The organism is Candidatus Alkanophaga liquidiphilum (assembly GCF_053996935.1).
The window spans coordinates 1-24,502 of sequence record NZ_JBMXYC010000044.1; the positions used below are offsets into that span (position 1 = coordinate 1).

Annotated in this window: 23 protein-coding genes and 1 pseudogene; 9 read left to right on the forward strand and 15 right to left on the reverse strand. The window is 52.3% G+C overall.

What is annotated here, in order from left to right; translation table 11 throughout:
- A partial coding sequence (locus ACXJJA_RS05775; protein WP_456487269.1) for a coenzyme-B sulfoethylthiotransferase subunit alpha occupies positions 1-1,601 on the forward strand: 1,601 nt, incomplete at its 5' end.
- A 2-nt stretch (positions 1,602-1,603) separates the two neighbouring features.
- Here ACXJJA_RS05775 and ACXJJA_RS05780 read toward each other — a convergent pair.
- From ACXJJA_RS05780 to pdxS, 4 genes are all read right to left on the reverse strand, one after another.
- Positions 1,604-3,793: an RAD55 family ATPase gene (locus ACXJJA_RS05780; protein ID WP_456487270.1), complete on the reverse strand. Its 2,190-nt coding sequence runs from the start codon at positions 3,791-3,793 to the stop codon at positions 1,604-1,606.
- 725 nt (positions 3,794-4,518) lie between these two features.
- Positions 4,519-5,778: a geranylgeranyl reductase family protein gene (locus ACXJJA_RS05785; protein ID WP_456487271.1), complete on the reverse strand. Its 1,260-nt coding sequence runs from the start codon at positions 5,776-5,778 to the stop codon at positions 4,519-4,521.
- Entirely contained in the window at positions 5,762-6,997 is a 1,236-nt protein-coding gene (locus tag ACXJJA_RS05790) for an NAD(P)/FAD-dependent oxidoreductase (RefSeq protein ID WP_456487272.1), read from the reverse strand. The genes ACXJJA_RS05785 and ACXJJA_RS05790 overlap by 17 nt, the downstream gene beginning before the upstream one ends.
- Before the next feature lie 3 nt (positions 6,998-7,000).
- A complete protein-coding gene (gene pdxS / locus ACXJJA_RS05795) occupies positions 7,001-8,002 on the reverse strand; it encodes a pyridoxal 5'-phosphate synthase lyase subunit PdxS (protein ID WP_456487273.1) in 1,002 nt (333 codons plus the stop codon).
- Between the two features lie 37 nt (positions 8,003-8,039).
- On the opposite strand from pdxS, the gene ACXJJA_RS05800 reads away from it, so the two are divergent.
- The 3 genes and pseudogenes from ACXJJA_RS05800 to ACXJJA_RS05810 form a co-directional block, all read left to right on the forward strand.
- Entirely contained in the window at positions 8,040-9,083 is a 1,044-nt protein-coding gene (locus tag ACXJJA_RS05800) for a methyltransferase domain-containing protein (protein WP_456487274.1), read from the forward strand.
- Positions 9,084-9,136: 53 nt separating this feature from the next.
- The gene (locus tag ACXJJA_RS05805; RefSeq protein ID WP_456487275.1) at positions 9,137-9,283 is read left to right on the forward strand and encodes a hypothetical protein; all 147 of its coding nucleotides are present in this window, start codon (positions 9,137-9,139) and stop codon (positions 9,281-9,283) included.
- 24 nt (positions 9,284-9,307) lie between these two features.
- Positions 9,308-9,721, forward strand: a pseudogene (locus ACXJJA_RS05810) (alcohol dehydrogenase catalytic domain-containing protein); the annotation flags it as partial.
- Positions 9,722-9,814: 93 nt separating this feature from the next.
- On the opposite strand, the gene ACXJJA_RS05815 reads toward ACXJJA_RS05810, so the two are convergent.
- The 8 genes from ACXJJA_RS05815 to ACXJJA_RS05850 form a co-directional block, all read right to left on the reverse strand.
- Entirely contained in the window at positions 9,815-10,540 is a 726-nt protein-coding gene (locus ACXJJA_RS05815; RefSeq protein ID WP_456487276.1) for a tRNA(His) guanylyltransferase Thg1 family protein, read from the reverse strand.
- On the reverse strand, positions 10,537-10,809 hold the full coding sequence (locus ACXJJA_RS05820; protein ID WP_456487277.1) for a PRC-barrel domain-containing protein: 273 nt from the start codon (positions 10,807-10,809) through the stop codon (positions 10,537-10,539). Before ACXJJA_RS05820 ends, ACXJJA_RS05815 begins: the two co-directional genes overlap by 4 nt.
- A gap of 45 nt (positions 10,810-10,854) precedes the next feature.
- A complete protein-coding gene (locus ACXJJA_RS05825) occupies positions 10,855-11,262 on the reverse strand; it encodes a Zn-ribbon domain-containing OB-fold protein (RefSeq protein WP_456487278.1) in 408 nt (135 codons plus the stop codon).
- Between the two features lie 141 nt (positions 11,263-11,403).
- Positions 11,404-12,420, reverse strand: a complete 1,017-nt coding sequence (locus ACXJJA_RS05830; RefSeq protein ID WP_456487279.1) for a transcription initiation factor IIB — start codon at positions 12,418-12,420, stop codon at positions 11,404-11,406.
- A 44-nt stretch (positions 12,421-12,464) separates the two neighbouring features.
- Complete coding sequence (rnhB, locus tag ACXJJA_RS05835; RefSeq protein WP_456487280.1) at positions 12,465-13,127, reverse strand: ribonuclease HII; 663 nt, start codon at positions 13,125-13,127, stop codon at positions 12,465-12,467.
- Positions 13,124-14,536: an aspartate kinase gene (locus ACXJJA_RS05840; RefSeq protein ID WP_456487281.1), complete on the reverse strand. Its 1,413-nt coding sequence runs from the start codon at positions 14,534-14,536 to the stop codon at positions 13,124-13,126. The genes rnhB and ACXJJA_RS05840 overlap by 4 nt, the downstream gene beginning before the upstream one ends.
- Before the next feature lie 9 nt (positions 14,537-14,545).
- Positions 14,546-14,824, reverse strand: a complete 279-nt coding sequence (locus tag ACXJJA_RS05845; RefSeq protein ID WP_456487282.1) for a ubiquitin-like small modifier protein 1 — start codon at positions 14,822-14,824, stop codon at positions 14,546-14,548.
- Between the two features lie 48 nt (positions 14,825-14,872).
- Complete coding sequence (locus ACXJJA_RS05850) at positions 14,873-15,982, reverse strand: glycosyltransferase family 2 protein (protein WP_456487283.1); 1,110 nt, start codon at positions 15,980-15,982, stop codon at positions 14,873-14,875.
- Between the two features lie 79 nt (positions 15,983-16,061).
- On the opposite strand from ACXJJA_RS05850, the gene ACXJJA_RS05855 reads away from it, so the two are divergent.
- Both ACXJJA_RS05855 and cbpB read left to right on the forward strand, forming a co-directional pair.
- On the forward strand, positions 16,062-16,805 hold the full coding sequence (locus tag ACXJJA_RS05855; protein ID WP_456487284.1) for a 2,5-diamino-6-(ribosylamino)-4(3H)-pyrimidinone 5'-phosphate reductase: 744 nt from the start codon (positions 16,062-16,064) through the stop codon (positions 16,803-16,805).
- 500 nt (positions 16,806-17,305) lie between these two features.
- Positions 17,306-18,301 carry a peptide-modifying radical SAM enzyme CbpB gene (gene cbpB, locus ACXJJA_RS05860; protein WP_456487285.1) on the forward strand — a complete coding sequence of 332 codons (996 nt, stop codon included), beginning with the start codon at positions 17,306-17,308 and terminating at the stop codon, positions 18,299-18,301.
- 38 nt (positions 18,302-18,339) lie between these two features.
- Here the strand turns inward: cbpB and tes are convergent, their stop codons facing one another.
- Complete coding sequence (gene tes / locus ACXJJA_RS05865; protein ID WP_456487291.1) at positions 18,340-19,800, reverse strand: tetraether lipid synthase Tes; 1,461 nt, start codon at positions 19,798-19,800, stop codon at positions 18,340-18,342.
- Between the two features lie 11 nt (positions 19,801-19,811).
- Positions 19,812-20,204 (reverse strand): hypothetical protein, encoded by a 393-nt coding sequence (locus ACXJJA_RS05870; protein ID WP_456487286.1) that lies wholly within the window; start codon positions 20,202-20,204, stop codon positions 19,812-19,814.
- 110 nt (positions 20,205-20,314) lie between these two features.
- Between ACXJJA_RS05870 and ACXJJA_RS05875 the strand changes: the two genes are divergently transcribed.
- Genes ACXJJA_RS05875 through ACXJJA_RS05885 form a run of 3 tightly spaced genes read left to right on the forward strand, consistent with a single transcriptional unit; the run spans position 20,315 to position 23,207 of the window.
- A complete protein-coding gene (locus ACXJJA_RS05875) occupies positions 20,315-21,694 on the forward strand; it encodes a coenzyme-B sulfoethylthiotransferase subunit beta (RefSeq protein WP_456487287.1) in 1,380 nt (459 codons plus the stop codon).
- Between the two features lie 9 nt (positions 21,695-21,703).
- A complete protein-coding gene (mcrG, locus tag ACXJJA_RS05880; protein ID WP_456487288.1) occupies positions 21,704-22,603 on the forward strand; it encodes a coenzyme-B sulfoethylthiotransferase subunit gamma in 900 nt (299 codons plus the stop codon).
- 10 nt (positions 22,604-22,613) lie between these two features.
- Entirely contained in the window at positions 22,614-23,207 is a 594-nt protein-coding gene (locus ACXJJA_RS05885; RefSeq protein WP_456487289.1) for a hypothetical protein, read from the forward strand.
- A gap of 369 nt (positions 23,208-23,576) precedes the next feature.
- On the opposite strand, the gene ACXJJA_RS05890 is transcribed toward ACXJJA_RS05885, so the two are convergent.
- Positions 23,577-24,377, reverse strand: a complete 801-nt coding sequence (locus ACXJJA_RS05890; RefSeq protein ID WP_456487290.1) for a coenzyme F420-0:L-glutamate ligase — start codon at positions 24,375-24,377, stop codon at positions 23,577-23,579.
- Between the last annotated feature and the right edge of the window lie 125 nt (positions 24,378-24,502).

Below are 24,502 nucleotides of genomic sequence, written 5' to 3' on the forward strand. Positions count from 1 at the left end.
ACAAGTATGGGGGGAGGCGGCAGTCGAAGAGGAAGTCGGAGTTCATCGAGGCGGCGCAGCGTATTGCGGCGGAGCGCGGCATCCCGTCATACAATCCCGACCGCATTTGCGACGAGCTCGGGCTCGGGGTTCCGGTCGGCGAGCGGTTTTTGGAGCCGGTGAAGGTGAGCGGCACGGACGTGCTTTGCGAGTATGAGGACCTACACGTGTTGAACAATGCGGCGATGCAGCAGCTCCGCGACGACATTTTCAGGACGGCGATCACGTGCTTGGACCTGCCGCACCGCGTGCTCACGAACCGCTACGGGCGTGAGGTCACGCCGGAGACCATCAACATCTATCTGGAGACCATAAATCACACGCTGGTGGGCGGCGCCGTGGCGCAGGAGCACATGGTGGAGGTGAACCCGGCGACCGCCCCCGACTGTTACGTGAAGGCGTTCACCGGGAGCGACGAGCTAGCCGCAAATCTGGACAGACGCTTCCTCATCGGCATAGACGCCGAGTTCCCGGCGGGGAAGGCGGAGAAGCTGAAGAGCGGCGTCGGCGCCTCGCTCTGGCAGGTGTCGAGGCTGCCGACGCACGCGATTCGGAGCATGGACGGCGCCATGGTGCATCGGTGGAACGCCATGGCGCAGACGATGGCGTTCATCGCCGCGTACCGGCTCTGCGCCGGCGAGGCGGCGGTTTCCGACTTCGCATTCTCGGCGAAGCACGCCCAATACGTGTTCTTAGGAACCGCACCGTTTCCCTCACGGGCGCACGGGCATAACAACCCTGTCGGACTGCCGTGCGGTTACGTCTTCGACATCGTGCAGCACCCCTCAAAAATGCCCGACAGCCCCGTCCCCGTGACCGCGGAAGGCGTAGCTTTTGAGAACGCCCTTTATGGGCAATGGTACTACGGGCAGCAGATGATAGGGTCTGTCGGCGCCACCGTCGGCGCTTCCGTGTTCTATGTCAATGAGACGTTTGATGATTGGGGTGCGTACTTGGCGGAGTGGGTGCGAGAGAAGCACGGAGGTTTTGCGGGGGCGTCGCCGGGCTGGGACGTGATCCACGAGTGTGCAAGGGAGGCGGTGCTCCACTGCTGCGAAGACTACGACAAATACCCTGTCATCCTCGAACACCACTGGGGTCTCATAAAGAACATATTCATCGCGAAAATGGCAGCAGCTTGCGCAGCGTGGGCGACCGGCAGCGCGTATGCGGGGACGCTTGCCGCTCATCACGCTCTGACGCTGATACACAAGGAGCTGGCGTTGCGCACGGGCTGGGGCGGGCAGGAGGCGCACCACCACAACTCGTTTGGCATCCTGCCGTCAGTGTTGCTCGATGAGGGCATGCCCATCGAACTCCACGGTCCGAACGTGCCGTTCCGCTCGCCGTTCGCAGACTCGCAGGGTTTCACGTCGCCGGCGGTCGTTGCGGCGCACGAGGCGCGGATGGATGCGTGGAGCTTGTCGCCGGTGATAAAGGTGGCGTTCGCCGACCCCGACCTCGTGTTCGACTTCAGGAACATCCGGGCGTGCATCGCCAAGGGTGCGCTCCGCGAGTTCATGCCCGCCGGCGAAAGAACGTCCATAATCCCGTCGAGGTGACGCTACGCCAAGGCGATTTCCCTTACGCCCGAAGGCATGCCACCATAGAGCTTTTCGATAAGAAGCTTGGCGTCCACGTCCCTGCCATATAGCACGAACACATTATCAAATATTTTTTCTAACCTTTCAAGCTCCGTTACTGAGAGGGATTTACGACTTAGCGTCATGAACGTCGTGCAGCTCCAGCGTTTGAAGCCGTCAAGCTGCTTCACTAATATATTAAAAAGCTCGTCAAAACCATAATATCGCAGAAGGTCGTCATATATGTCCAGCACGAGTCTTTTATGATGTTCTCTGGGATGTGCTTTTATAGATTTGACAATACTGTGTTGGATGAGCGTCTTGTTCAAAGGCACGATCAGCCCGAACTCTTTCTCGATAAGGGAGCTTGGTTGCTCGTCGGTGTGAATTGCACGGTATAAGTCAATTATCGTGACAGCCATATCTTCGAGAGCGGCGTCCAACCTCATTTTTAGGTCATCAAGCACCTCCTCGGATGCACGTTTGGAGCTTGCGATGATAACAGCGTCGCCGTCTTTCAGCCCCTGAGCTGAAAACGCCACCAGCGTTCTGTCTTTGGCTTTTGAATCTTCGGTCAAGAGCAAGGTTGCTTTGCTCCTGACAAGCCCGCCCAGCACGTTATCTATCTCATCAATGCCCGTCGGGACGACGTCCAGCAGCTCGCCCAACGTGAAACCGTAGAGATGCAACTCCTCTTGCACCTTCTGCTTAACTGCATCATAAAGCAGCGAATACCTGAACGGGAAACGCTCCTCCACTGCTCTTACAAATAGCTTGAAATACCTCAGAAAATCATCTCTCTGAAATCGCAGCCCCTTCGGCAGCTCGTAAGATGACCCGTCGTATTCCCCCTCTATGGAGACCTCTTTAAAAGCAGAGTTCACGTTCGCCAGCCTTTCAAAGAAGGCACTAAGTTGGAACTCAGGGATGAAAACTTTAAGTTGCTTTGCCAAGTCTTGAAGCGTCTTCAAGTATAAACAAGAGTAGTATTCAGAAGGCTCTCCCAATTCATGACATAGTTCTTCAGGAAGCATTAAAACTCTTTCTTTCAACACCCGCCTTATCTCAGCCTTGACGCTCTCCAGCGGTATTTCCTCGGTTGTCGCCCTTGGCGGCGGGTTGCGGAACATTTCGAGCAACATAGCAACTGCAACCGTTGTTCTCGTTTTCTCATCCAAGTCCAAGTGGAACATGCGGGACGATGCGTCGAACCTCGCATGTCGCAGCTTATCCGGCGAGAGATATTTCTCCGCAACTCTCTCCCAAATGCTCTCCAAATAATCAACTCGCAGGAAAGTAAGCGCATAACGGTTCAGAAGCTCTACAATATCCTTCACCCCTGCCCTCTCTTCATACCGCTTGTAAGCTCGGCTGAGCGCCGCCGTCGAGACGATCTCAGTGAGCAGCACGATGAAATAGCCAACGAAGAAGAGGTCTCTAAGCGGGAAGTCTCGCATCGCGGCGACGGAGCTGTAAATCACGTAAACTGTCATGGCGGCGCCGAACGCCGAGATGTAAGAGAGCTCGCTCCATATGTTCTTCCGCAAGACCTCCTCGTAGCCCTTATGCGACATGCTGAGGTAGGAGCCGAAAGACGTCATGAAAAAGAGTATGAAAAACAGGATTGCAGGGCGAGATTCGAGGTTTATGTAAAGAGACGTTCTGCCGTAAGTGAAATTCAAGCTGAAGAGGATTATGAAGAACAAAGAGTAGAGGCAGACGAAGTATCTGGTGATGTCCAGCTTGCTGAACGCCGGCTTAATTCCCTGATATGAGAGGAGGGTCTTGAGGTCTAGCGCGTAGAAGAGGTAGAAGGCGAACGTGGCAACGACGAACGTCACGAAGAGTAATCGCTCATAGGCGGGGATACTGTTCCAAAACAAAAACATCAAACAGAAGACGTAAAGCGTGACTGCGACGTGCACGTATAAACCACTTTTCAGGAAATGCCAGTATTTCAGCGCCGTCCCAGAAGCGATGCTCTTAAGGAACGTTAGTATGATGCCAACCTCTGTGAAAATTGCAGCAAGCGGCACGAGTAGCGGGAAGAATGCGGAACGCAGCATGCTGAGGAACTGCGGCGTGCCATGCTCCATTGCTGTGAAATAGATAGATATCGCAAGGAATGCCATTGTCAGGGCGGCGGTTATCTTTACAGGGTCGAAAGGCATGTATGCCTTCCACTTCGGCTGGAGAAGGGAAGGGTACTCGACAGCAAAGCGGAAATAACAAGAAAGAACGAAGAAGTTTAGCACGATCCATGCAAATAGCAAGTAATAGTCTGATGGCGGATTGCTTATGTAAAAAAGGAAAGCAAAATATATGAATGCAAAGAAAAAGCATATTGCTGCTACTAAAGCAGGTTTTGTTATGAATCCTATTTTAGCATAGGCTCTCCAAAGTATGGAGAAATAATATATCGCATAAGATATTAAAGGAATATAAAATAGCGCCATGACGCCCATTATAAAATAATTTTTAAATTCAGGTAATGTGACTAACGGAATAGCTTTAGTCAGGTAAATCCAACAAACAACTAATGGTAGAAGATAAAGTACTAAGTATCTTTTTCTCATAAAACTCACCTTTTTTATTAGGGGTTTTACAAGAGTATATTGTACAAAAAAATTTAATGCCACGACCGTCGAGTAAAATATAATAATTAAAAGAGTTATAGATTTATGTATAGAGTACAGCCCATACAAAAAAGTAGCCACCACCATGGTTTTTGCCATATAAATGAAATTTCCTGTGATCAGATCGTCCCACAATTTTGAGCGAGATATTCTTCTCGCTTCAAGCGGATTCACAGTTATTAAGGCAAGAAAGAATACATTTGCTAAGAGAAAAAGTTGCACGGGCAGGATAGAGGTGAAGGTAAGGTCAGACATTGTATCTATCTTTTACCACTTCTTCCTAATAAAATTTTCTTTCCATACGCCCGACATAGCGTCTGCAATAGAATTGCTGTCTCTGCAGCCGATGTCAAAAACAGTCTAATCTTACTGCGTTTCCAGCTTTTTACCTCTTTTAAACAGTCGTAATCCCGCCCTACGAGTTTGAGAGAGAGTATATTTGCCATTATTCCCAATTTAATGACGTCCCTATTTTTACCGTTAATGGCATCTAAGTTACGATAAATCCTCATCATGATATCTGACGCTTTAAAGAAATTTCCAATGATTTTCATGACTTTATCGTGGTAACTGTCCAATGGCGTCCCATCATGTAGGTAACTAAAACTAATCCGCCCTGCAATGTCCCCACAGATAATAGAGGGTAGGATGCCCTCTACAAAGGGCTTGATATTCTGGTTGGCGGCGTCGCCTGCGAGCACTACGTTTCCATACGTCCACTTTTCTGTGATATTCTCGATGGGCGCTTTACCGCTTTTTTCCTCTACAACAACCCCACCTTTGATCTGTCTTTTGACTTCAGGGGTTTCTATGAACTCCTCATAATACTCCTCTAAGCTTTTATCTGGAAAGAGAGTGGCAACGCCGACGTTTGCTACATGTTTCGATTTTGGAAATATATATGCGTAGCCACCAGGCGCGAAGTCCCCAATAAATATGTGCTCATAATAGGGACTCTCTAAGTTTAAGTTCTGCATTTCGAAACCTATGACCTCTCCAATACTCCCTTTTTTGTCTATTTTGAAGCCTAACAATTTCAAAACCATGGACTCAACACCGTCAGCGGCGATTACAACCTTTGGTTTGATCGTCATCATGCCGTGCGGCGTCCGCACAAAGGCTCTCTCAACGCAATGTTTCTCTCTAAACTCCACATCCACGAGTTCAGCGCTCGTGAACAGCTTCGCGCCTGCATCTACGGCAAGACTTGCCAGCCACTTGTCAAAGATCTTTCTGTTTATAGCGTACCCTGCCCAAAGGCCTCCCTTCCTCTCAACCTGCACGTCCTCGGTCCAAAAGGTCATCCCGGCAATCTTCCACACTAATTGCTCTTTTGGTATCTTAAACGGAAGGAGTGGGAACAAGTATTTGCCTATGGCTTCTGCGCACTGCACAGGAACGCCTATTTCCTCTTTTTTATCTATAAGGATGGTTTTAGCTCCCGCTCCCGCCGCTGCCCTCGCAGCGCTGCTCCCTGCGGGTCCTGCGCCCACGACGAGCACGTCACACTCCTTTTCCATAGCCCCTTCTCAAGGCTACTCTCAGTAAATGGGCACTCTTCGGAAGTCTCCTACAAAAGGCCAAGAACGCATTAAACATGCTCTTTACGTCAAAGTTACTTAATTTATCGAAATCTACGCCTCTCTTTTGCATCTCACTCACAACATCAAACACCAATTCGAGGTCTTTGTCATCTAATGCCTCAAAAATACCACGTAAGAAGTAAGCAAGTGTCATCCTAAATCCTATTTCCATTCTCTTTTCATATCTCCTTAGTGCGTTGTCATCCAAATCATCTCCTCCGACAGCGTCCACGCAACATCTCGCTGCAAGATACGAGCTTATTATGGCGGGCGCCATGCCGTAGCCGAGTAGCGGGTCTATAAGCCCTGCGGCGTCGCCGACGAACAAAACGTTCCCTTTGCGCAGACGGCTCAGCCTGAAAATCGTGGCGCTCCCGGAAAACTCATTTTCTACACGCTTTATCCTGTCAGGCATGTTTTTAGAGACGAATACGTAAAAACGCCTTTTCACATCAGCCTCGCCGGGCATGACAATGGCAGCAGTCGAAAGTCCGCTCCTTGCTGTCAAAATATAAAAATATCCGCCGGGAATGGCACTGGCATCAAAATAAACTTCAGAGCTGCCATCTTCCGAAAAACCTTCGCCAGTGACTCCAAAAATTCTCCCAATCCTGTAAACACGTTTTTTCAAATTCAAATGGGTATGCAACGAAGAGCGGCAGCCGTCAGCCGCAATTATCACTTTTGGCCTTATAATTTGTTCTTCCTTCACGCCATCCTCGCCTCGTAACCGCAGTAAAACTTCGTAACTGTCAGGCCCGTTACCATATCGCAATCGCTCGATCTCCGTGCCGAGCAAGAGTTTACAGCCATGGTCCAACGCCAAAGCGACTGTTGAATGCTCGAAAGAGTCGTCATCGCTGCCCCTCTTGAAGTAATATTCTCCCATTTCAGAATTTAAGACGAAAAATCTGGCAGAAGGCAGGTGAAACCACTTAGAAGTACGGACGTAGTGCTCGGTGTGCAACTTCAACTCCTTCACTATCTTAGAAAGTTCAAAATTTGTGTCCGGCGACGAGTCCAGCCGCTTACCTGCATGCAGCCCCACCTTTCTGTTTTTCTCCACCAAAACCGTATCAAGTCCACTTTTTGAGCAATAAAGGGCGGCGACCGCACCTGCAGGACCCGCCCCCACGACGAGCACGTCGCACTCCAAGTGCTACCAGCCCCTGACCTGTAGCATTTCCTTCTCTAAAAGTTTTCTTGCCTCTAAGCCGCGCATCGGCTCCCCGAGACCTTTTGAGACCTCCGCGAGAACTTCCGGACGGTCGTAGTTGTTCACAGCTTCGACAATCGCCTTTGCCATTTTCTCAGGATTTTCGGACTTAAATATCCCAGAACCCACGAAAACGCCATCCGCCCCGAGAGACATCATGCGTGCGGCGTCTGCGGGCGTCGCCACACCGCCAGCCGCAAAGTTCACGACAGGAAGGCGTCCAAGCTCTTTTATCTCCTTCAGAACCTCAAAAAGCCCATCAGCGACCTCGAGCAGCGTGTATTCTCTGAAAACAGGCGTGTCTTCAGTAAGCGGCATGCCGAGCTCCGCTCGCACCTCCTCTGCCAGCCGCTTGTAAGGCTCCGCATACCTCCGAGCGACGTCCATCAGAGCGTCATCGTCGAGCTTCGTCACGATGGCTATCGCCTCGTTCATGAGCCGCATGTGCCTTATTGCCTCTGCGACGTCGCCAGTCCCGGCTTCTCCTTTCGTCCGAATCATGGCAGCGCCTTCCCAGATGCGGCGGACCGCCTCGCCGAGGCTGCGGGCGCCGCAGACGAACGGCACCGTGAACTCTCGCTTGTCCACGTGGAAATACGTGTCGGCGGGCGTCAGCACTTCTGACTCATCAATCATGTCCACGCCGAGTGCCTCTAGGATTTTCGCCTCGGTATAATGTCCAATGCGACACTTCGCCATCACCGGTATAGTAACTGCTTCTATGATTTCCACGATTTTCGCAGGGTCTGCCATCCTCGCAACACCGCCGCTCGCTCTTATGTCTGCAGGAACCGCCTGCAACGCCATCACGGCGACTGCGCCCGCCTGCTCCGCAATTATCGCTTGTTCCGCCCTCGTCACGTCCATGATAACCCCGCCCTTCTGCATCTTGGCAAACCCTCTCTTCAGAAGCTCGGTGCCGTGCCTTAGCCTGCTAAGCTCCATGATTATGGATTTTAACCATAGGTTTAAAAATATTTGGATGCAGCTTGCCTTTGAACTTTCAGGGGAGCATGAGACGCTGCCGAGAGCCGAAGTTCTCGCATGTTTGGATTTGCTTGGAGCACGCTACAAGGAGGTAATTTTTAAAGGTGCACTACTCGTCATTGAGGTTCAATCAAAGGATGAAAAACTGCTGGCGACGCTGCCGCTGCTTTTAAAAAAGCGGCTGGCGCTGACACACAGCATCTTCACGGTCTTTGCGCTCTGCGAGCCATCCGAAAACGTGATACTAAAGACATTTTGCGACGCTGAGGATGAAATTCGTGAATTTCTGAAGAACGGTGGGTTGAGCTTTGCGGTGCGTGTGCGCAAGCGTGGCGTGCTGCCCATGCAAATAGACTCGATGTCTCTCGAAAGACGGCTTGGAGCAAAGATAAAACGCTTGGGGTTCAAAGTGCGCCTTAAAAGTCCCGATGGGATTATATGCGTGCTCGTCACTAAGGATTTGTGTATGCTCGGCGGCATCCTTCAAAACATAGACAAGAAGCAGTTTTTGCGGAGGGCACCGCAGGCACGCCCTTTTTTCTTGCCGGGCGTCCTCGTGCCGAAGTTCGCACGGGCGCTCGTGAATCTGAGTAGAGTGGGCAGCGGGGAAATATTCCTCGACCCTTTCTGCGGGACCGGTGGGATTCTGATAGAGGCGGCGCTCGTCGGCGCCGACGTTATCGGGAGCGACATTTTGATGCGAGCGGTGCGGGGCGCTGCCAATAATTTGAGGTTCTACGGTTTGAGCGGCGAGCTTGCGGCATGCGACGCCACCGCGCTCTGCTTACAGGACGAAAGCATCGCCGCTATCGCCACAGACCCCCCCTATGGCAGGTCCACCCTCATGTATTACTCATCGGAGAAGCTTTACGAGAATGCTATTTCCGAGATGCATAGAGTTTTGAAGAATGGGCGCTTCGCTATCGTCCTTTCAAGTTTTAAGGATGTGCCACATGACGGCTTCGAGCTTTTGGAAACGCATGAGTGCTACGTGCACAAAAGTCTGACGAGATACGTGAGCGTGCTTAGGAAAAGGTAAGTTCTCCGTCGGTTGCGGTAGAACTTTTAAGTGCGGAAACGAGTGGGATAAAGATGAGAGCAATGGTTTTAAAGAGAGTCATCCCGGTTGAGGAGGAGCCATTGGAGTCAGAAGAGCTGCCGACGCCTCGGCCGGGGCCTAAACAGATTTTAGTGAAGGTTTCAGCCTGTAGGGGCGTCATACAGAGCTTGATGAGATAGAGGGCGGCTCAAGCCAAAGCTCCTCCAATAATTCTGGGGCATGAAGTCGTGGAGAGAGTAAAGGTGGGGGGGGGTTCTGAGGTGACTAAATTCAAGAGGGGTGAAGGTGGGAATTGGCTGAATTTACTCAAGCTGCGGCTCCTGCTATTACTGTCGGACGGGAGAGGGAACTTATGCGAGCGGTTTCAAGCTACGGGCTGCGACGGCGGCTACGCTCAATACATTGTGGTCTCCGAAGACCTCACATATCTGATTCCTGAGAGGTTCACAGACACGCAGGCTGCCCCCCATACTCTGCGCCGGAGCCATCGGCTACCGAGCTTTAAAGCTGACAGAAATATCCAAGACAGGCAAAACATCGGACTGGAGGGAATGAATCAAGCCCTGATTTCCTTAAAACATGGGAGATACCGAGGGCATGGAGTTTTGATAGATTAGAGGGAGCACGCGGGCTCAATGCGTCGTGTGAGTGCAGTCATGCTGAGTAGTTTATCTGAGACGCTGCATGTAGTAACCGCCTTATGCCCCAGCTCACTTCAAGAGCCGTGTCAGCAGCGCCCGCCCTTCTTCAGTCTTGAAGATTGGTATGTCCCAGAGCTGGACGAGTTTTTTGCGGACGATCCTTGTGTTCTTGCCACTTCTTGCATCGAAGCATACTTTCTCGTATTTCTCCCAGGCGACGAGGATGCCCCGCCGCTGCCACGCCGGCGTCTCCGCAACGTTTATGCCTTTTGAGAAGAGGAACTCGTGAATTTCCGAAGCTTTCATGCCCCTTAGCATTTTCTGCGCCTCCTCGCCGCTCAGTCCTTCTCTACGCAACGTGTAGTAGCCGTATGCGTTGACGTGGTTGCGCCAAGCCTCCGCCTGCCGCCACGCAAGGTATTTGACAAGCTCATGCTCGCATATTGGAATGACACGAGCATCAAAGCTCAAAGGCTCGTCCGCCCCGAAAATTATCGTGAAGGCGCTCGAAAAGAAGCTTGCGACCACGGAATCCAGCTTCTCGACCCTGCCGTTAAACGGCACAGTTCTGAAAAAAAAGCTCACCTCGTCAGAAAAAATATAGGCGAGTTCGGGGTGGAAGCCGCTCTTTTTGAAGAATAGTTCGGTGGCGTTCGCCATCGCCTCCGCAAACCTCTTGTCATATGGCTTCTGAAAGCCTTTTTTCTCCAAAAATCTATGAAAATTCCTACCATCAACCCTTATGATGAGTGGTAGCGGCGCCCTTATCTCTGCGAAGACCTCCCGCTCCTTCATTCCACCCTTTCTCCCCGCTCCTCCTTTTTCCTCCTCAGTCTCTCAACTTGCTTTATGAGTATTATGTCGCCGATGGCTAAGACCCACCGATGCGGAATTATCACGCCTTTTCCCTCGACTGGAAACAAATCCTTATTGACATTACCGACGGCAATGCCCGCAATCTTCCTTTCCTTAATATCTATGGCGACGTCCTTTACTTTCCCGACATATATGCCCGTATCCGTATACACGTCAAGCCCATACAGCGAAGTTACCTCCACTCGCATGATTTTCTTTAGTAACGAAGTGACATATAAAAGACCGCTCTGCCACTACGCTGCCTGCAACTCAGCAGGGACGAATTTCGTGCCGTAGTAGATGATGCCGCGCTCGCCGTCCTCGCCGATTTTCCTGAACGCCGCCCTCACTTTCATGCCAACACGCATCTCCTCAGGGTCACACATGACCTCCGCAAGCAGGCACGGACCTTCTTCTAACCGCACTATCGCAAGCACGTAAGGGAGGCGCCTGTTAAGGCTCTTCTTCCCTTGATGCACGACAGTGAACGTTACGACCTCACCAACACCCATAAACTTGTATTCTTCGATGTCACCACCACGCCTACATTTCGGGCAAATATCCCTCGGCGGGAAAAAGTAAGAATCACACTTCCGGCAGTGCGTTCCTACCAAGTTGTATCTGTGGCTCAACTCTCTCCAAAAACGGGCAGTCGCCGCCAATACAACACCTCCTATTGCCCCATAGTCCTCCCAACATAAATAATTTCAGCCTCTTAGGTGCAATTTTTACCAAAACCGTCGTTTCGTTCAATTAAAAACGTTCTTCACGTTATCCAAAGCCAGTTCTACTGCCCAAAGCAATCAGAGGATTACCTCAATATCCAGCTCTTCAGCCAGCTCTTTATAACGGTTGCGAATGGTAACCTCGGTAACGCCTGTGACTTCTGAAACCTCTTTTTGTGTCTTGTGCTTCCCACAGAGGATTGCAGCGATGTAGATGGCGGCAGCTGCTATTCCTATCGGACCTCGCCCGTTCGTCAGCTCTTTCTCCTGCGCTTCCTTTATGATCTCTATGGCCTTCGCCTCGACTTCGCCGTCAAGCCCTAACTTCGAGCAAAAGCGTGGCACGAAGTCCACGGGCGACGTCGGCTGCAGCTTTAGGTCGAGCTCCCTCGACAAAAACCTGTAAGAGCGGCTGATTTCTTTCTGCGAGACCCTCGAGACTTCAGCCATCTCGTCAAGAGTCCTCGGGACGCCATGCAGCCTGCATGCTATGTAGAGGATGGCGGTGGTGATGCCTTCGATGCTCCGCCCTCTTATCAAGCCTTTCTTCATCGCCTTCCTATAAAGCATGGCGGCAGTCTCTCTGATGTTCGTTGGCAACCCGAGAGCTGACGCCATCCTGTCCATCTCCGAAAGGGCAAATACGAAGCTCCGCTCACTGGTGTTTGTAACATGCATGCGCTGCTGCCACTTCTTGAGGCGGTGCTGCTCGGCGGATGCCACCTTGCCCTCGTAGCCGCTCCAGTCTATCAGCGTCGAGAGCCCCTTGTCGTGTATCCGGTAGGTCATCGGCGCCCCAACGCGAGCGCGGCGAGAAACTTGCTCGAAGTCGAACGCCCGCCACTCCGGACCGAGGTCCACGATTGCCTCCTCGATGACGAGGCCGCAGTCGTTACAGTAAAGCTCCGCACGCTCGGTGTCCAAGACGAGGTCCCTACTATGACATTCAGGGCATTCTTTTATCTCTCGGTATAACCTATCCTTAGTCCTCTCAACCGCAGAAATTCTCTCAATATCCTCTAAATCCTCCTCAACGTCCTCAAACTTTTCATACCTTTTCTCTTCCACTTCCATATCCTGTTTTTCCTTCGACATAATGCTACATCCGCACCTCCGTTACTTTTATATGTGCGTTAATTTTATATATAACTTGCTCTGTATTGTGGTCTTTGAACCTTGTTTTTGAGAAGCTCTTTGGCAGTCTTCCATGAAGCTCTTACGTATGATGGTAGCTCCCCCTGCTCCAAAAAATCCTTTAATACTACCTTTTTCAGAAATTCTTTGGTTATCGGGTCGGAGGGATAACCGCTGCCTATCCTCTCGCCTATTTTCTTCTCAAGCTCTCTTATGGAAGCATCCCGCCGCACTTTTGCGACGATGGAAGCGGCGCCCACCACCACGTATTTCTCGTCGGCGCCGTGCTCTGCGATTATCTTGGGTCTCTGAGGGCGAAGACGTTCTTGCAGCCGCTTTGCGAACCGCTGCGGGTTCACGTCGGCAGCGTCCACGAACGCAACATCAGGATTGAGACGGTCTAAAACGGCAGAGAAGTAAAGGACGGCGATATCGTTCATAGTCATCCGCTCCCGCAACTTGTCTATTTCCGCAGGAGATACCTCAAGCACGTAGACCTCCGTGAGCGTCTCTATCTCCCTCGCCAGCGCCTCTCGTCTCTTAGCGCTCAACTTCTTAGAGTCTTTTATGCCTAATTGTTCGAGCGCAGTCGTGTACACGACGCCGGCAACGAACATCGAGCCTATCACAGGACCCCGTCCCGCCTCGTCAACGCCCACGACTCTCATTTCTGCGCAAGCCCAAAGGCGTCGTGGATTGCCCTTACAGCCTCGTAGGCGTCGTCCTTTCTGACTACAAATGAAATATTGTATTCGGAGCTGCCCTGCGCAATCATAATGATGCTGATACCCCTCTCACCGAGTGCTGAGAACACACGTCCGGCGACGCCGGGCGTGCCCGCCATGCCGGCGCCGACGACGCCGATGGCGCAAACATCGGGATTGAAGTAGAAATCCTTTATTACGTTCCCGTTCATGTTACGGAGCGCATCAAGCGCTTCCCTGAGCTGCGCACCGTCAACAACGATAGAAATCGTCCTTTCAGAGCTACCTTGTGATACCATTATAATATTGACGTTCTTGGCGGCGAGGCTTGAAAATACGCGGGCGGCGACGTCTGAAATGCTCGTTATGCCGGTTCCCGCAACGTTTATTATCGCAACGTCCTTTATCAGTGTGATTGCCTTCACGACACGCTCTCGCTCCGGCTCTTTCCAGATGAGCGTGCCCTCGTCATCAGGGTCACAGAGGTTCTTGACACGCACCGGGATTTCATTGCGGATTACTGGTAGCATCGCTCTCGGATGGAGAATCGAAGCTCCGAAATACGAAAGTTCCATTGCTTCGACGTAGGAGAGCGTCGGAATCTTACAGGCGTTCGGCACGATTCTTGGGTCGGCGGTCATGATGCCTTCGGTGTCCTTCCAGAGCCAAATCTCGTCTGCTTTTATTGCGGCGCCGATTATCGTGGCGGTGTAATCCGAGCCGCCCCTGCCGAGTGTCGTGACCACGCCGCTTTCCGTCTCACCGATGTAGCCGGCGACCACGGGCACTTGTCCCTCTCTGAGCAGTGGCAGTATCCGCCCGGCGATGATGCTCTCCACGCCGTCCACGGGCTGAGCGTTTCCGAAGTCGTCGTTCGTGATGATGCCAGCTTCACCGCCGGTGAGGTGCACGGAGTTTATTCTCAAGGACTCAAGCACGCCCGCAAGGAGTGGGGCAGAAAGCCGCTCACCCGAAGACGTAATGTAATCAAGAGAACGCTTCGTTAGCTCTCCTAACAAGCATATGCCCCGCAGGGCTTTCTCTAAGTCGCCCAACCGCCTTTCAAGCTCGTTGATGACGCTGTTCAATACGTCCTTGTCGTCGATAGCTTCCTCCGCTGCCCGCACGTGTCGTCTTCGTAGCTCCTCTACGAATTCCTCGATGAGCTCCGTTTTTGTCTCTGTGGCGATGCGCTCCGCGTTTTTGAACAGCAAGTCCGTGACGCCCGAGAGCGCCGAGGTCACGACCACTATTTCGTGCGCCTCGCTCTTAAAGCGGCGGACAAGCTCGCCCACTCTCCGTATCCGCTGCCCGTCCGCAACTGCGACGCCCCCAAACTTCATCACCAGCCTCAACTCCACCACCTCAATCACTTTAACAGCTCAGCCGCCGGCGGCGGGCGGGAATATCGCAAGCTCGTCGCCGTCCTCTACCTTTGCGGCGAGCCCACCTACGAAATTGATGTGTCTACCATTTTTCAGGACATGAATATACTCTTTTAGATTTCCATTAGCGTCAAAAAGTTTATCATAAATGCCATAGACCCCACAAAGCCTCTCCAATACGTCTCGAACGCTACTGCCGTCGTCAAGCTTTAATGTCACCTCTTTCTCCCCCGTCATCTCCCTGAACATCGCAAACATCCGCACTTTCACTCTCACACATCTCACCCCTCAATCTCGCTCCATGCGTCAACGCAGCGGTGCTCGCTAAACCTTCCAGTTTTTCACTTCTATTTCTTTACCCTTAAGAGTTGCCATGCCGACTTTTGCGAGGCTCTTGGCACTCACGAAGAGCCAGAGGGGCGAGTATATGAAATAATACGCCAAAAAGTCGTAAGGCTTGACATCGCTGCCCCATTTTGTAATCCTGAAACCTAAGGCGGTTGCGCACATCCACACCGAGAACGTTATCAGCGCGGCGAGCATGCCTTTCAGGATTACGAGGCTAAAGGAAAGGAAGAAAAGGGCAGGAAGCACCAATAACACCGGAAGCTTCAGCAAAAAGAGCATTAAAATGATGAGAGAAAGGAATCCGTATACTAAGTTGTCGGGAATCATCACGGATGCGAAGAAGTGAATCATGGCAGGGTAATGCATCATTATGATGAAAGACCAAACCTTAGGTTTCCTTATTATGAATTTGAAGTATTCGAGCACGCATAGGGCGCCGCCGACCGCCCATCTTCCCCGCTGCCTATACCATTCCCGCCAGCTTTGGGGCGGCTGCGTGAGGACGTAAGCTTTTCTTGCGGTTTTCACTGACACCCCACTCATCGCCGCCCGGATGCCGAGGTCAACGTCTTCGGTGATTGTCCGTCTGAAACCACCAAGCTTGAAGAAGTCTTCCCTTCTCACTGCGATGCATGCGCCGTTTAAGCCCATGCAAGTGTTAAATTTTGTCGAAAAAAGCGATGATATATACATGTTGAAATAATCAATGTTCACAAGCCTCGAAAGTAGCCCGTCGCACAAAATCCTCTTCTTAACATCCAATATAGAAGTTTCTCTCATCTCCTCTATAATGTTTTTCAAAAAATCTCTCTCCACCTTAGTGTCAGCATCAAGGAATACCAAAATGTCGCCTTTTGCCTCTCTTGCGCCGGCGTTCAAAGCGTAAACTTTCCCACGTCTATTTTCGTTCACGATGAGCTTCACGGAGTATTTTCGCACTGTGCTTAACGTCTCCGCAGTCGGCTCATCGGCGACAACGATGACCTCCGCCCGCACGCTCTGCTCCATTAGGCTGCGCAGGAGGTCATCAAGAAGTTCTGAGCCTTTGTATACGGGAATGACTACACTGACGCCGCAGCCATCCATGCTTTGTGTTGTTCTTTTCAGCCCCCATATTACTCTTTCGGTTAGCCGAGTCTTTAAGTGCGGACGCCAACCCATTTTCATGAAAAAACCATTCGTCTTCATAAATGCGGCGATGAGCGCCGACGGCAAGATCTCGACGTGCGAGCGGCGGCAGGTGAGAATCAGCGGCGCTAAAGACCTCGAGCGTGTTGACTCCTTAAGGGCGAGCAGCGACGCCGTGCTCGTCGGCATCGGTACCGTTCTCGCAGATGACCCCTCGCTGACAGTGAAGGCGGAGCGGCGGCGTGCCGAGCGGAAAAAAGCAGGCAAAGACGAGAACCCGTTACGCGTCGTCGCGGACAGCAGGGCGAGAACGCCCCTAAACGCAGAAATCCTGAATAAGGGTGCAGGAAGGCGGCTGGTGGCGGTCTCGAAGCGAGCGCCAGCGGAGCGTGTCAAGGCTCTGCAGAAGAAAGCTGACGTGGTCGTTTGCGGCGCCGAGAAAGTTGATTTGGCGGTGCTCCTCCGCACGCTCCGACAGCGTTACGGCGTCCGCCGACTCATGGTAGAGGGCGGCGCCACGCTGAACTGGTCGCTCCTCTCGCAGGGACTCGTGGACGAGCTTTACGTCTTCGTCGGCAATATGATAATCGGCGGCGTGAATGCGCCGACGCTCGTGGACGGCGAGGGCTTCAAGGATAATTTTTTGAAGTTAGAGCTTTTGGGCGTTGAGCCGCTCGATGAAGGCGTTTTGTTGAAGTGGCGTGTTTTAGCAGCCGGCGCGCGGCAGCACGACGAAAAGAGAAAATATGGTTGTGACGGTCAGGTTCGAGTGCGAAAGTGAGGGCGATGAAGGACTGATGCATTTGTGATGCACGGGGAAGATTCCCCAGTGTGACCTCCTCCCTCCAATGGAGGGCATCCACCGGATGCGCGAGGTTGGGGAGTGTGCCTGATGTGGCACTCCCCGTCGGGCGGGGTCACGACAGCCCCTACCATGAGCATATAGCCCACGGCTCGCTTTAGTATGTTCTTAGAATCTTTCTACTTAAATACTTTTCCTACTCCCTTCCCCTGCTGCCTCCTTAAAGGAGGGGATTAGCAGCAACATCATCCTAAAAATCGACCATGATTGCCTCTTCTGGGCAATCGTAGACAACTGCGGTGCAGGCGTAGAGGAGGAGCTGGAGGAGCTATATAAAAGGGTTCGAAAAGAGCTTTGTGAAGAGCTCAAGAACGTCCGTTTCAGCGTCGTGCCGACTGCCGTTTACGTGAACCCAACCGATGCCTGCAATGCCAACTGCTCCTACTGCTACGGAGCGGCTTCGCCGCCGAGGGGCGAGCATGAGCTACGCGCAGCTCGACGCCGTAGTCTCAAAGGCAGAAGATATTTTTGACCATTTCGGCGTCAGTGGGACGATAGTTTTTCACGGAAGTGAGCCGCTGCTCATGAAAAAGACATTGTGGGAGGTTGTAGAACGGCATAAAGATACGAACTTCGGCATTCAGACGAATGGCATCCTTTTTGACGAAGACGATGCCGCTCTTGTGAAAGAGCGGAGGATAAGCGTGGGCATTTCCTTGGATGCCCCCTCTGAGGAAGTGAATGACTATTTGCGAGGCAAAGGGCAGTTCAGAGCGGTGATGCGTGCCCTTGAAATGCTGCAAGGTTACGAGGGGCTGAACGTCATAACGACCATTTCAAAGGTTAATTACAAGGTGCTACCTGCGCTCGTTAAACTTCTGCATGAGAAGAAAGTGCAGGTCTTCCTTGCAAACCCGGTGCGAGGGACACAGCCGGGCGGTCGAGAATTACGTCCTGACCCTTTGGAGGCTGCCCACTATTTCTTGGGAGCGGTGGACCTCTGCATAAAGCTCACCGAGCAAAGGCGGCGTATAGTGCTCGCTGACTTCGCAAATATCCTACTTGGGATAATAGCACCAGCGGCAAGAGTGCTGACGTGCGACATTTCCCCGTGCGGCGGCGGTCGCAAATTCTTTGCGGTCACAGCGAGCGGAGACGTCTTCCCGTGCGGCGAGTTCTTGGACTTCGAAGAATTCCAGGGTGGAAACGTCTTCAAAGACCCGCCGCTCGAAATCTTGGAGGCGGAAAGCTTTAAGCTCGTCCGCTCAAGAATTGTCGAGAGAATAGAGGGGTGCAGAGAATGCGTTTTCAGGAATGTTTGCGGCGCACCATGCCCGGCGGAAGTTTACGCTGAGCACGGGATTATGTTCAAAAAACCATATTCCTGTGATTTTTATAAGCGAATCATAGAGCGTGCGTTTAGGGATCATCGCCGATGGAAAACTCGAACATGTCGTTCGTCTATCGAAACTTAAGAAGAAATACGAGTTTGTTTGGGGCGGTAGGGGGGGCGCTACAATGCCCTGCTGAACTTCGCTTCAACTTCCGCTCGGTGTAAAGTGTTGTAGGTGCAGAACGGGATGATGCGGAGGTCAGGCGTCACGTAATGTATGCCGCACCGCTGCACACGCTTGATGTCGAAATTGTAGGGATCCATGAAATGCATGCAGCCGATGAAGAGCGTGCGACGGTGGAACTCCGCAGTTGACTCTCGGTCGCCCCTCGTCAGGATGTCAAGAACTTTGCGCATGGACTCTGCGCCGCTTGGCGCCTTCTCGGCATCTATGAACTTGTTAATCTGCGTCGCCGCGCTTATTGCAACTTTCAGCTTCGCAAGCGCCGGCAGCCTCGCCCGTTCCAGCTCCTCTGCTTTCTCCTTCAAAAACTCAAGGATGCCCTCGACATCCACGAAGTCAGTAATCGGAATAAGTCGCCCCCCGTCGATGAACACGTAAGTGGCGGCGCCGCAATGTGGGTGCACCGTGAACGTGACCTGCGGCTCTCCCTTCCACGCTTCAACGAACCTTGAGACGGTGACGACCGCAGGCACGGGGTAAAAGCTTTCTTTTGGAATTTGGTTATCCGTCTGCTCCTCCACAAGCTTTATGAAGTCAGGGATTGTGATTCTAAGCTTACGAAGCTCGCTTCTATCGATTCTTCCCGTGAAGGATACGGGTTGAACATTTACCGCCCGCACCACGTCCAAGTTCTTAACGGCGTATTTGATGATGTCGCCAATTTGGTCGTCGTTCACGCCTCTTGCGAGCGTCGGCACGAGCACTACGCTCTTTATTCCACCAGCCCTGCAGTTCTCAACAGCTTTTAATTTCGTCTTCAGCGCCTTTCTCCCTCGCAGCTTCTCATAAGCTTCTTCTTTGACACCATCGAACTGCAGATAAACGGTATGAAGACCCGCATGCACGAGCCGCTCGCAGAACGCCACGCTCTTCGCAAGCATGATTCCGTTCGTCGCAACCTGAATTTGGGCAAACCCCAGTTCTTTTGCCATTTTGACGAATTCAATGAAATCGCTACGAACGGTCGGCTCACCGCCTGCAAACTGGACTGCGGGACACGGTGGAACCTCAGAACGCAATACCTCAAGCATTTTCCAAATCTCGTCCTGCGAAGGCTCGTATAATCGCCCTGTGGCGGCAGCGTTTGCAAAGCACGTTGGACACCGCTGGTTACAGCGGTTCGTCACGTCGATATTTGCGAGGAGCGTCGTAGTCTTGTGCGATGGGCAGAGCCCACAGTCGTAAGGGCAACCACGTTCCGTTGCTCTTGTTGCGAAGCCCGTGCCGATGCTTTCAAATGCGGAAAACCTTTTGTATAACGCGGCGTCAGCCCAGTAGATGTCCTCAAACTCGCCGTGCTCCTCACACCTTTTCTTTATTAAGATTTTTCCTCCTTCCTCATACACCTCGGCTGGGACTACGCTGAGACATTCCGGGCACAACGATTTCGTTTCCATCATTTACCCGCTCATACAACTTTGAATTCAAAACCAGCTTTCGTGTAAAGCTCCTCAAACTCCTTCTTCTTCTCTTCCTTTGGTGTGTAGTCGGAGCACAGCCTTATATCGGCATCCTCCAGCCCATACTTTGTGCACATGTATTTTTCAGTTCGCCCAGCAAACGCCTCTTCGAGCTTCTGCACCATGAAGTATGTGCAGTCCTCACAACGGAACATTGGCTGAAAGGCATCGCACGTCTTGTTCAGCGGGTCTGACAGGTCGATCTTCATCCTGCCCCTCGTCTGCTTGTATATCCTCTCGCAGCCCACGTCCGGGTTGTAATACACGCAGTAGAGACACGCTGTCTTCTTCTCCTCAAGGAGCATTTTTATGGGGTCCACGTCGCCTATTTTTACGCCCACACCCAACACCCCCGTTGGTGGTTAGCAAGTGGGTTGGCATGGTGAAATTTAAATATTATGGATTAGATATGAGAAGGTATAGGTGAGTAAAGTAGAAGCGGTGTTAAGAGATGAAATACGAGGACAAGGTTGACCTGTATGACGATGAGGGGAATCTGCTTGCGAAGGAGATACCGATAGAGGCGTTACACCCTTACAGGAATCCTTACATGGGCGAGATTTACAGATTTGTGAAGAGGACGTCGGTCATCGAGCTTGAAAAGATAGAAGACATGCTCAGGGCGGGCAGGGCTGGCTGGTCTACTATCGTCGGGCAAGACGAGATAAAGATGCCGTGGTATGGCTTTGACGTGGAGCTCGTGGACAACGCCGAATACGTTGCGGACGAGCTTATTAAATTATTGCAAGCAAAGCCCGACGACGGGACCGAGGTGCGTGTGCTCGAAGGTGGTACTATTCTCGTGGTTCAACTTTCGGACGAAGTCTTAGCCCGCTCTTATGACATCTCGCCGACGCTCACAAGGGTCGCCACGGCGCTTGGTCAGGTGATAGCAAAAATAGCAAACCTGCACCCCTTAGAGCACCCATATAAGATTGGATTATTGAAAGCAGTTTTGTGGGGCAGGTATCCGCAGAGCACCGGGACGCCGCCGGGGCATCCGGTTCACCCACTCTTGAAGCTGCCTACGAGCTTAGAGGGCTTGGGGAACGGTCTTAAGTCCCTGATGATTAACCACATTGCGGCACTCGCCGACATGCGGACTATGTGGGCGCTTGCCTTGGGCACAATCCTTGAACAGGGGGCAGCGGCGGAAATGGGATACAATGTCGGCTGGTTTGAACGTTACATGCTCCTAACTGCGGCGTATCAGGGCTTTAACGCAAACTCTCTTGTGCTGGACCTGATAAAAGAGAACTCGAAAGGGACTGTTGGGGATGTCATGGCGGGCATGCTGCAGAAGGCGCTTGAACACGGCGTGATTGTGCGGAAGGGTGACAAGTACCCATGGGTATTGCCCTCGGGAGCGGTCATGTGGGCTGCGCCAGACCTCATCCTTTGGAATGCGTATTCCATTGCAGGCTTGACAGCGGCTGCTATCGTGAACTGCGCTGCGGCACGTGCCGTCCAAGGCGCTGCAAGCGTGTGTGCGTTCTACCCGGATATGCTCATCTGGGAGACTTGCGGCTTGCCTGACCCTGATGCCGGCAGGATACTCGGCTGCGGGCAGGGATACGTGTTCTACACACACGGACTCTATGGCGGCGCCGCCCCAGGAGCGTTCTCCTGTGACCACGTCATTGTCAAAAACACCTCTGGCTTCTTAACGCCCATCTCGGCGGCGTGCGCATGTCTTGATGCAGGCACACAGATATTTAAGGTCACTACGACTTCAGGGCTGTATTTCACGTTGGCTCAGGAGTTCCCGATATTCAGAGAGCCGATGAAGAGGGTGGCAGAGGCGGCTGAGAAGATAAAGAGCGAAATTTAGGTGAAAGAAATGGCAGCTGCTAAAAAGAAGACCGCTAAGAAGAAAATTAGGTATAAAAAGCAATACTACCCAGGTCCTGACAGGGTGTCTGCGAACAGAAGAAGAGCCATGGACGCCTCTAAACGGCTCACGAGGTTCCGCTCAATTCCTGACGACAGCCTTGTAGAGCTTTTGGGACACAGGTTCAAAGGCGAGTCCTACGTGAGCGTGCACCCGCCGCTGGATGAGCTTGTCGAGAAATACGACCCGATAAAAGAAATAGTGGAGCCGACGCCCGGTGCGAGGGCGGGAGACCGCCTGCGCTTCCTCCAGTTCGCAGACTCCATGTATTACCCGCCGATGGCGCCGTGGCTCAGGACTCGTGTTTACATGTCGAGGCTACGGGGGATTGACACCGTTGTTTACTCTGGAAGGACGCTCCTCGAAATGCGGGAGCGGGACCTCGAACAAGCGGCGAAGATGCTTATCGAGACGCACATCTTTGACCCTGCGAGGGTCGGCATCCGCGGAATTACCGTGCACGGGCACTCGCTCCGCCTTGATGAAGACGGCCTGATGTTCGACGCTCGCCGCCGCTACATGCTTAACAAGGAGACCGGCGAAGTCGAATACATCAAGAACCAGCATGCCGAGGTTCTCGACAATCCGATACCGGTGGGGCGTCCGCTGACCGAGCGTGAGCTGCGAGCTTACGACGTTACTTATCGTTGGGACGTTGCGCCCTACAAGAGTCGTTCTGAGATTTTGACGGTAATCGGCAGAGCCGCCGCCGGCAGACTGCTCATGGGCTTCAATCCCGAGCTCCCGCTCGTCGAATATGGAGGACTTTACATAAATGAGGGGGAGGACTGGATAGAGCCCGAGCTGCTTGTTCCGGGTTCAAGAGAGAGGTCGAGCCCTGAAGAGTAGGTGATGACAGATGGCTGAGGAATTTGGTGAGATGTTTCCGGAAGCGGAGAAGGCACACATAATAGAGCGGACGAAGCCGCTGCCCGACGGCTGGTGGGTGGACGTAGAGTGGATAAACTTGAAGGACCATGAGCCAACGCTCTACGAGCTCCTCTTCGACTACTTCATCAACAAAATGGCGTCCGACCCTGACACGATACTGCAGGCGGCGCTGTATCCGCCAAGGTCGATACTGCTGGCGGCGAAGCACCCGAAGCGTGGCGTCGAGTTCGTGCGGTTCCGGTTGTCGCCGGCGACCGTCGTGGAGGGTGCTCCGGAGCCAGGCTCCAACATAGAAGTGGACGCCGTCGTGACGTTCCGCAGCTACTACACGCTCGTGCGGGCGTTGCTCGGCGAAATCCCGCTCACCGATGCTGTCTGTGATGGCACCGCCTCGGTCATTGGGAACTTCACAGCAGTCATGGACCTGAGAGACACAATTCACACCTCACAGCACAAAGACAGCCCATACTTCAAGCTTTTCGCCGAGAAGTTCGGCTTGCGCCCAGGCATCGACAGAGGCATACCGCCACGCCCGCTAATGTGGCCGCATGGCCACCCCTAACTTTCTTTTTAATCATTTTCGTTCGATTTTGCTATTTGATTTGAAGCAAGGCTTTAGATTACAGCCAAATACAAGTAGTATCATTAAAATACTCAAAATAGCAGTCAGAGGAGAAAGCTTTAAGCGTCTCGATGCGCGCGAAATAGCTATCAACCCACCGAGTTAGCATGAAAGAGTTCCTAAGAGAATAGTCATTGCTTTATTTCTTGTTTGATGGCTGTAGGAGAGTATGGTGTAAGAGGGGCGGCGAAAATGATAACTATCTCGACGATTTGCGTGAGTATGTCTGGCTTCTCGACTAAAATGTCGAAAAAACATCATGGAGACACTATAACTTGCACTATTTTTAACCTCATAATCCATTTAACCTCATAATCCAGTGATGTCTTTCACATCCATTTTACGGGCAAGCGCTCTGAAAACGTCCCGTTCCTTGTCAAAGAACAATGTTTCCACGCTCTGCCGTTTCTCGTCAAACTCAAACTTCAGCCCTCGAACAATGACCGCCGGTATGCCTTCCTGAAGCTCGCCCATGACGAGGTTTGCTGCCGCGCAGAGTTCGTCGGCGATGCCGACGACGGTAATTCTGGCGGTCTTGCCGAAGCGGTCTTTCTCGCCACGTCTGTCGATGGTTGGCTTAATTCCAGAAAAGCCGACGCAGGTGCCGACGACGCCAACCCTGAAGGGACGTCCGCAGGAATCTGCGAGCAAGACTGCGATTTTTTTCCCGGTCGCCGCCTTTATCTTGTGACGGAGCGTGTCGGCGCTCTTCTGCGGGTCTTCAGGTAGCAGCACCGCCCTCCCGCGCGCGACGTTCGACTCGTCAATGCCAGCGTTTGCGCAGATGAAGCCGTGTCTCGTCTCTGTGAGGATGAAGTCGCCACCCACTGTCAAAATTTCGGCAGCATCGTTAAGGATGAGCTGAATGATCCTTGCGTCCTTGCCCGTAGCGGCAGCAAGTTTTTCTGCGGCGGCGCTAGGCTTCACGTTTGAAAGAGTAACGATGCGTCCCTCGCTCTTCGCAACGATTTTAGAGGCGAAGATTACGACGTCATGGTCTTGAAGCGAAATGCCCTCCCTACGAATCGCCTCTAAGAAGAGGACGACGAGGTCGTCGCCGGGCTTGATTTCCGGGAGGCTTTCAACTCCGATGATTTCGATGCGTCGCATTAATTAAAAATGGCATTAATTAAAAACGGCAATTTTCAAACCCTCCACTTAAAACACAACTCGCACGGACGTGTCCACATAAGATTATAAATAGGGGGAACTATTTTTATGCATAGTGTAAGGGG